The sequence below is a fragment of the Phormidium tenue FACHB-1052 genome (genome assembly GCF_014696675.1).
Taxonomy (GTDB): Bacteria; Cyanobacteriota; Cyanobacteriia; order Phormidesmidales; family Phormidesmidaceae; genus Nodosilinea; species Nodosilinea tenuis_A.
On record NZ_JACJQN010000005.1, the window covers coordinates 259,049 to 266,606 of the forward strand.

Genomic DNA, 7,558 nt, shown 5'->3' on the forward strand with positions numbered 1-7,558 from the left:
AAGTAAAATCTCTCCCTAGCTCACCCATGCCGTTATATCTTACCTAGCCAATCCAGGATTGATGACTTGGCTCGCTCTATCCCCGCCAGAGGCGGCCTAAGGTTTATAGTAAACAGAGCATACTAGCCCCAAGGTTGAATGGAATTTCACGCTTCTAACACCCCCCTTCTAGACTGGTCTGGCGACGCCTTGATCATTGGCCTCAGCGAAGACGCCCTGCCCCTAACCGGCACCCTGGCCGAACTCAATAGCCGCGTCTCTGGCCTGCTGCAAGACCTAATCGACGACGTTGAATTCACCGGCAAAGACGGAGCTACCGCCATCACCCGAGTGGGCAGCGGGAGCAACATTCGCAAGCTAGGGGTAGTTGGGTTGGGGTCTAGCAATGCCATGACTGCCGACACGTTGCGCCGCGCCGCCGCCGCCGCCGCCCGCCTCGCCAAAAAAGAAAAATCGGCCTCCCTCGGCCTGAGCATGCCCGTCGTGCAGGACGATCCGGCCCTCACAGCTCAGGCTCTAGCCGAAGGCGTCAGCCTAGCCCTTCACCAGGACAACCGCTTCAAGTCTGAGGATAAAGACGGCAAGAACGGCAAAGCCCCGGTTGAACAGGTTCACCTGCTCGGTTTAGCCGGGCAAGAAAGCAGCCTTCAAACTGCCCAAGCGATCTGTGACGGCGTTATCTTGGCCCGCGAACTGGTGTCGGCCCCGGCTAACATTGTCACCCCAGAAGCCCTGGCCCAAACTGCCCAAGACATCGCCACAGCCCACGGCCTAGAGCTAGAGATTTTAGAGCAAGCCGACTGCGAAGCGCTGGGCATGGGTGCCTATCTGGGGGTAGCCAAAGCCTCTGACCTACCGGCCAAGTTTATTCACCTCACCTACAAGCCTGCCGGCACACCCGCTCGCAAGCTGGCCATTATTGGTAAGGGCCTCACTTTTGACTCCGGCGGTCTCAATATCAAGGGTGCGGGCAGCGGCATCGAAATGATGAAAATTGACATGGGTGGCGCTGCCGCTATGCTCGGAGCCGCTAAAGCGATCGCCCAGCTCAAGCCCAATACCGAAGTCCACTTCATCAGCGCCGCCGCTGAAAACATGATCAGCGGTCGAGCGATGCGCCCCGGCGATATTCTCACCGCCTCTAACGGCAAAACCATTGAGGTCAACAACACCGACGCTGAGGGCCGCCTCACCCTGGCCGATGCCCTGGTGTTCGCCGAAAAGCTAGGCGTTGATGCGATCGTTGACCTGGCCACCCTCACCGGAGCCTGCATCATTGCCCTAGGCGACGACATTGCCGGGCTGTTTAGCGAAAATGATGAGCTAGCGGGGGCGATCGCCGCTGCCGCCGAAGCCGCTGGCGAAAAGTTCTGGCGTCTGCCCATGGAAGAAAAATACTTCGACGGGCTCAAGTCCATTGTGGCCGACATGAAAAATACCGGGCCTCGCCCCGGCGGGTCAATCACAGCCGCCCTCTTCCTGAAGCAGTTTGTCACCTCTACTCCCTGGGTTCACCTCGACGTAGCGGGCCCCGTCTGGACCGAGAAAGAAAGCGGTTACAACAACCCCGGCGGCACGGGATTTGGGGTGCGCACCCTGGTTCACTGGGTACTTAGACAAGAAGCCTAGACAACTCTAACTGCGTTAGTCAATAACCCCGTGACCTTGATGGTAGGAGCAAGCATCATCAAGGTCGCGGGGTTATTGTTGTCTGTTCATCTATTGATGTATTGACCACAGGCGTAAACTGAGCGGAACAAACCGTCCCTCAGCCCGTCTTAACCCTAAGCACACACGCGCTCCGCCACAAAGCAGTGCCTAACCTGAAATACTAAAATCACTGATATCCTAAGCGATTACTGCGCCTAGAAACACTTAATAAGCACTGTGCTAAGACACAGTAAATCAGATAGACCTCGCCATAACTCTGTTGGGTTCTAAGTTCACTATTGTATTTAAGCAGCGGTTAATCAGGGCATCGTTTTTACATCTCTATTAGATTTGAGAGCTTTCTATTTATTGTCGTTTCAGCAGCAAGTTGTCAATTATCAATTGTTGCTATTCTGAGCGATTCACTCTTTACCTATCTCTATGTTAGCGCCCTAGGCTTCTGTGATTTCTCAATCACTTAGGGCTTTTTTAAATACCAATTCTTTTAAGTGAACAGCCGTGCTTAGTTTTTTCCCTAAGCAAACTTCAGGCTGAGAAGACATATTTAAAGTAGTCTAAAAAATCGTTTTAAGGAACCTAAGGTTTCATCCCAAAGGTAGGTATATTCCTTTTATTTTTAGCTGTAGTATTGCATGAGCTATGTTATTCATCGATTTGATGAATACACTCATGGTTTTAAAAGTGAGCACACCGCCTTAACCATTTTTGTTTTTGATGAAACCTAAATAATGACCTCAAAGGTATCATCACTGTCTATTTGTGTTGTCTCATTGGAATAAGCCCATGAAGTTCACCGATTATTTTGACCGCATTGCGATCGTTTATCTACCAGAGCGAAAACGACGGTTTAGAAGTATTCAGCGTCAAGTCAGACGCCTGGGTATAGAAGACAAAGTGCAATGGTTTCAGGGTTTAAAGTTCGATGACGCGGGTCAGTTTCCCAAGGCCAGTGTGAGGGGTTGCGTCATGAGCAACTACGAACTGCTTCGCCAAGCTGCTGACGACAATGTTGAACGGCTCCTACTATTTCAAGAAGACTGCGTGCTTAGCCAACGCTTAATCTGCCAAGAGTCAGCGATCCTAGAGGAACTCACCGATCGCAGCTGGGATTTTGCTTACTTTGGCTGTCAGCCCTATTCCAACGATATGGCTAACGGCAAAAAGACAACCCTCAACCCTACGCCCGATCGCTTTTTCTCCCAAGTTAAAGTTCGACAAAACATTCGCGAAACCCATTTTTGGACTTGCCAAGGCCGCGCCATTCCCAAACTTGTGGAATTTATGGAAGCATCCTTTGATCGCCCCATGAATCACCCAGACTATGGCCCTATGTATTTTGATGGGTACATGAATGAAATTCGCTACCGCAATCCAAATTTAGTTACCCTAGCTGCTGTTCCTAGCTTGGGTTGGCCTCTAAGCAGCGTCAGTAACCTTAATCCAGGCAGGTTAGACCATATTCCTGGAGTGTCGTCAGCATTACAGGTTGTTCGAGGAACCAAGAATTTCTACTTGGAGACAGCAGACTTTGTTCAGCATAGTTTAATGCCTAGCGGTCAGCAGGTTAATTAAGGCTTTGCCAAGCCCTGAGTGCTCTAGCGCTATTCAGTCTTGCCCGATAGGAATTGACTCTCAATCAATGTCTTCAACAAAGCTGCAAACCAGGTGCAGGTCATAGGACGTTGACATCTAAATAAGTCTGGTGACACTCGCCCCTAGAACAGTTTCTTGCTGCTCTAGGGGCGAGTTGCAAGAAATCACCTAGGTGTGAGGTGGGCTACTGCTCTATACAAACTAATCGGCTATCATGACAGAAAATATTGTGCCAATAGTCGAGGAATCAAGCGTTTGGCTTCCTAACCTATGGGTGCAATACCTACCACCTTGGCATTTTGGTTCGGAGAGACTCGTGACTATCTACATTGGGAACTTGTCATTTCAGGCTTCTGAGGACGACATCAAAAGTATTTTCGCTGAATACGGTGAGGTCACCCGCATTAGCCTGCCCATCGATCGCGAAACCGGCCGCAAGCGCGGCTTTGCCTTTGTCGATATGGCTGACGAAGCCAAAGAAGACCGGGCGATCACCGAGCTAGATGGGGCCGAATGGCTAGGTCGCGAGTTGCGCGTCAACAAAGCCCGTCCCCGCACCGATAACGATGGGGGCGATCGCCCCAACCGCAGCAATCGGTTCTCCCATAACCCGCTCTAGGCCAATTCCAAACCTCAGACACAGATTGAAGTAGCTCTGTGCACAGTCATATTGGCTACAGGGTAAGGCCGTTAAAGTCCTGATCATAGAAGGCTTTAAGCGGTGGTTTTACGCTATTCTTCATCCACTGCCGTTGGTTGAACAGATAGCTATGGGACGGTGGCAATGGGTACTTTTTCCGCTAGGACTACTGGTTAGCTTAGGCGCGTTGCTGTTGCTAGCCGACTCGCTGCTGCGCCTCTACACCTTGTTAGCACTAATATCTCCCCTGCTGGCCCGGGCAACGTTGGGCGCAGTCGTAACCCTTGGCCTAGCAGCGCTAGGGACTGCTATCTATCGACTGTGGCCTTTTTTACGTCCTCGCCGCCGTCGCCATCTTCAGGCTCCTCGCCATGCTGAAGAGGCAGCAACAGTCAACCTACTTGCGGTGCAACGCCAGGTTGAACAAATTCAAGACCAGGTGGCCCGCCAAGCTCTACAGCAAAAAGCGTCAGATCTACAGGCAGAGCTAAACACCCGCCCCCTAACCATTGCCGTCTTTGGAGTGGGGTCAGCAGGAAAAACAGCGCTGATCAACGGCCTTTTAGGGCAATTCGTCGGTGAAGTCGGCGCAGCAATGGGCACGACCCAAGTTCAGCACACTTATGCCTGGACTATACCCAACAGCTCCAAGAACATTCAACTTATTGATACACCCGGCATTGCAGAAGTCGGTATCGCTGGCACAGAGCGAGAAGCAGAAGCTCGCAAAACTGCAACCGAAGCCGATCTGGTTGTCTTTGTTCTTGACGACGATCTGCGGCAAGCAGAATATACCGTCTTAAAAACGCTCATAGCTATAGGCAAGCGGGTACTTGTAGTGCTCAATAAGGCCGATCGCTACGTCGAAGCTGACTTAGAAGCACTGCTAGATCGGCTGCGATCGCGTGTTGTGCCACCCCTTAGCTTCAACGATGTCATTGCCGTAGCGGCATTACCTCAGCCACTGCCCCAAGTCGGCGGGGGGTGGCTGCAAATGCAGCCCAATCTCTTACCCCTACAAACACGCCTCGCTGACCTACTCCGTCAAGAAGGTGAAACCCTGATCGCCGATAACCTGTTGCTCCAAACCCAACAGCTCGGAGAAACGGCTCGGCAGATGGTCAATGACCAACGGCAGATCCAGGCCGAGGCCATTGTCGACCGCTACCAATGGCTTGGGGCAGGGGCGATCGCCATTACCCCCCTGCCTGGCCTTGACTTTTTGGCCACAGCTGCCATTAACGCCCAAATGGTTGTTGAGCTTAGCCAAGTCTATAGCTGTGAAGTCAGCCTAGAAGAAGGCAAAGCTCTGGCCTTATCAGTAGCCAAAACCCTCACCGGACTAGGGCTAGTCAAGGGTACCGTAGACCTGCTGGCCCTAGGGTTACAAACCAATTTAGCCACTGTAATCGCTGGGCGAGCGCTCAAAGGTGCCAGCGGTGCCTACCTGACCCGCATTGCCGGCAAAAGCTTTATAGAGTACTTTCGCCACAATCAAAGCTGGGGAGACAACGGCATGGGCGCGGTTGTCGAACAACAGTTTCGCCTCAACCAGCGTGACGCTGTTATGAAAGCGTTCATCAAAGAGGCAGTCGCCCGCATCGTGCCAACAATCTAAAGATAACCATTGAGCCTCATGGTTCTACCTCAGCCCTGAGTCCTCAAAGTCAGTGCAGTCGATAGCAGCTTCCGATAGCGCAATTTTGGGATGTATAGGGCACTTCAGTCGATAATCGTTTGTGAAGTAGCAGCACTCTGCACAGGGAATTTTGTGCATCACTGTCGCCTGGTTTACCCCATCTCGCACAGTTACCACTAAATGCCAAAAGGTAAGCCCCATCACAGCCCAAGCCACTATAAAGCACAGAGGCACTAGCACTGGCTGCACTAGCGATACCAACCACACTGGCAGAGCCATGAGTTGTAGCAGCATAATTCAAAGCTCAAAATTCATATTCTCAGCTTTGACCATCATTTTAGACTTGGGGCTTAATACGATTCACAAAATATTGAATCTAGATATTTCGCAATACGGCACAGCAGAATTAACTATCACTATGTTACTTTAGGTGCTTAAGGTTGGGTGCCTTCAGTTGCGATCGCTAACTGCACTCCAGGCAAAGTCCGTAGCTGATCCATTATCGCTACTACCTGCCCATGACTGACTGACTGGTCTGCTTGAATCACCACAAGGCCGCCATCTGTTAGCGTACCTAAGGTTTGAATTGCCTCCAGAAGCTGCTTGTCTGTTACTGCGCGATCGCCCACAAAAAGTTCACCAGCCGCATTCAAGGACACCACAACCTGACGCTGGTCTTGAGTTTCCGCTGTTTCTGCCCCCGGCAGCATCACCGGCAGCCCCTCATTGCGACTCAAAAACAAGCTAGAGAGAATAAAAAACGCCAACACCGCAAAGACCACATCGATCATCGGCACAATGTTAATTTGCACAGGCGTTTCCGGCTCTTCAGGGAGATGCATAGTTAAAATTTCGAGTAAAACGAAGTCATTCTAGAAGAACCAACTAAAAGAGCTATGCAGACTTGGTTTTCTGTAACAGTATTTCAGCCACCGTATTATCGACCGGCATCACAGATAGACGATTCCCTGGTCGCACTACCCACAGTTCTTCAGGAGAAAATATATGCCGAAGTTCCTCTAAGGAAATAGGAGTTGTAAACGTTTCCAAATAACCTACTGTTACCGTAGACCAGCGTGGTTTTTCCTCAGAGGCCTTAGGATCGTAATACTTGCTTGCCGGGTCAAACTGACTAGGATCAATTACATTGGTTTCTACAACTTCCATCAAGCCTACAATTCCTGGAAGCTTAGTGTTTGAGTGATAGAAAAAAGCCCGATCTCCCAAAGCTATACTGGCAAGAAAGTTACGAGCCTGATAGTTGCGTACTCCATCCCAAATCTCAGTGCGATCGCGCTTCAAATCTTCAATGCTATAAACATCAGGTTCAGACTTCATTAACCAGTAAGCCATCACCAATCACCTTCTTTAATAGAGCTACCTGAACATCCTCATAAGCCATCAGCGTAGCTCGCCGTCCACCCGTAGAAACATACTCGAATTTAAGGGATATAGCCGACTGAGAAGGTTTACGCATACGCTCTGCCCACTCAATTGCTAATACACCCGTAAGCGTTTCCCCTCCATAGTAACTCTCCTCCAATTCCAGCGAGTCTACTTGACTCATTTCCAGACGATATAGATCTACGTGGTAAAGAGGAATACGCCCTTCTAAGTACTCATTGATCAGAGTAAAGGTGGGACTACTAATCGACTCGACAATTCCAAGACCAGCTCCCAGCCCTTGTACGAACGTTGTCTTTCCGCTGCCTAGATCTCCAAACAGCAGCAATATCATTCCACCAGAACAACATTGTCCTAGCTTATAACCGAGATCGTGAGTTGCCCTAGGATCTGACAAATCAACAACAAAAGAAGAGAGCTTACTCATCAATTTATAAAACTCAACTCAACCAACACTACCTCAAAAGCAAAACCCCCAGCATCACTTCTAGAAGTAGTGCTGGGGGTTTCAATAAGGACCTGGCATCGAGCTATTTTGACAAGGGGCAACCCCCTCACTATCTTCGCCGCAGCTGCGTTTCACGACTGAGTTCGGGATGGGTCAGAGTGGG

Annotated in this window: 7 protein-coding genes and 1 rRNA gene; 4 read left to right on the forward strand and 4 right to left on the reverse strand. The window is 50.4% G+C overall.

The features are described 5' to 3' along the window. Positions 1-138: 138 nt before the first annotated feature. The 4 genes from H6G07_RS09925 to H6G07_RS09940 all read left to right on the forward strand — a co-directional run bounded on the left by H6G07_RS09925 (position 139) and on the right by H6G07_RS09940 (position 5,522). The gene (locus tag H6G07_RS09925) at positions 139-1,629 is read left to right on the forward strand and encodes a leucyl aminopeptidase (protein WP_073609675.1); all 1,491 of its coding nucleotides are present in this window, start codon (positions 139-141) and stop codon (positions 1,627-1,629) included. Positions 1,630-2,454: 825 nt separating this feature from the next. After that, positions 2,455-3,243, forward strand: a complete 789-nt coding sequence (locus H6G07_RS09930) for a hypothetical protein (protein WP_073609676.1) — start codon at positions 2,455-2,457, stop codon at positions 3,241-3,243. A gap of 337 nt (positions 3,244-3,580) precedes the next feature. After that, a complete protein-coding gene (gene rbp, locus H6G07_RS09935) occupies positions 3,581-3,883 on the forward strand; it encodes an RNA-binding regulator (protein ID WP_073609677.1) in 303 nt (100 codons plus the stop codon). A gap of 151 nt (positions 3,884-4,034) precedes the next feature. Beyond that, positions 4,035-5,522, forward strand: coding sequence for a YcjF family protein (locus tag H6G07_RS09940; RefSeq protein WP_073609678.1), 1,488 nt, complete (start codon positions 4,035-4,037; stop codon positions 5,520-5,522). 455 nt (positions 5,523-5,977) lie between these two features. On the opposite strand, the gene H6G07_RS09945 is transcribed toward H6G07_RS09940, so the two are convergent. The 4 genes from H6G07_RS09945 to rrf all read right to left on the reverse strand — a co-directional run. Beyond that, complete coding sequence (locus H6G07_RS09945) at positions 5,978-6,355, reverse strand: ExbD/TolR family protein (protein ID WP_244901944.1); 378 nt, start codon at positions 6,353-6,355, stop codon at positions 5,978-5,980. Positions 6,356-6,437: 82 nt separating this feature from the next. Beyond that, a complete protein-coding gene (locus H6G07_RS09950; RefSeq protein ID WP_073609680.1) occupies positions 6,438-6,896 on the reverse strand; it encodes an EVE domain-containing protein in 459 nt (152 codons plus the stop codon). Next, positions 6,871-7,374 carry a tRNA (adenosine(37)-N6)-threonylcarbamoyltransferase complex ATPase subunit type 1 TsaE gene (tsaE, locus tag H6G07_RS09955; RefSeq protein ID WP_073609681.1) on the reverse strand — a complete coding sequence of 168 codons (504 nt, stop codon included), beginning with the start codon at positions 7,372-7,374 and terminating at the stop codon, positions 6,871-6,873. The genes H6G07_RS09950 and tsaE overlap by 26 nt, the downstream gene beginning before the upstream one ends. 90 nt (positions 7,375-7,464) lie before the next feature. After that, positions 7,465-7,558, reverse strand: a 5S ribosomal RNA gene (gene rrf, locus H6G07_RS27060); the annotation flags it as partial.

What these genes read in the sequence shown, in the direction of transcription:
- H6G07_RS09925 (WP_073609675.1), top strand. Translation starts at nt 139, where the DNA reads ATGGAATTTCACGCTTCTAACACCCCCCTTCTAGACTGGTCTGGCGAC.
- H6G07_RS09930 (WP_073609676.1), top strand. Translation starts at nt 2,455, where the DNA reads ATGAAGTTCACCGATTATTTTGACCGCATTGCGATCGTTTATCTACCA.
- H6G07_RS09940 (WP_073609678.1), top strand. Translation starts at nt 4,035, where the DNA reads ATGGGACGGTGGCAATGGGTACTTTTTCCGCTAGGACTACTGGTTAGC.
- H6G07_RS09950 (WP_073609680.1), bottom strand. Translation starts at nt 6,896, where the DNA reads ATGGCTTACTGGTTAATGAAGTCTGAACCTGATGTTTATAGCATTGAA.
- tsaE (WP_073609681.1), bottom strand. Translation starts at nt 7,374, where the DNA reads ATGAGTAAGCTCTCTTCTTTTGTTGTTGATTTGTCAGATCCTAGGGCA.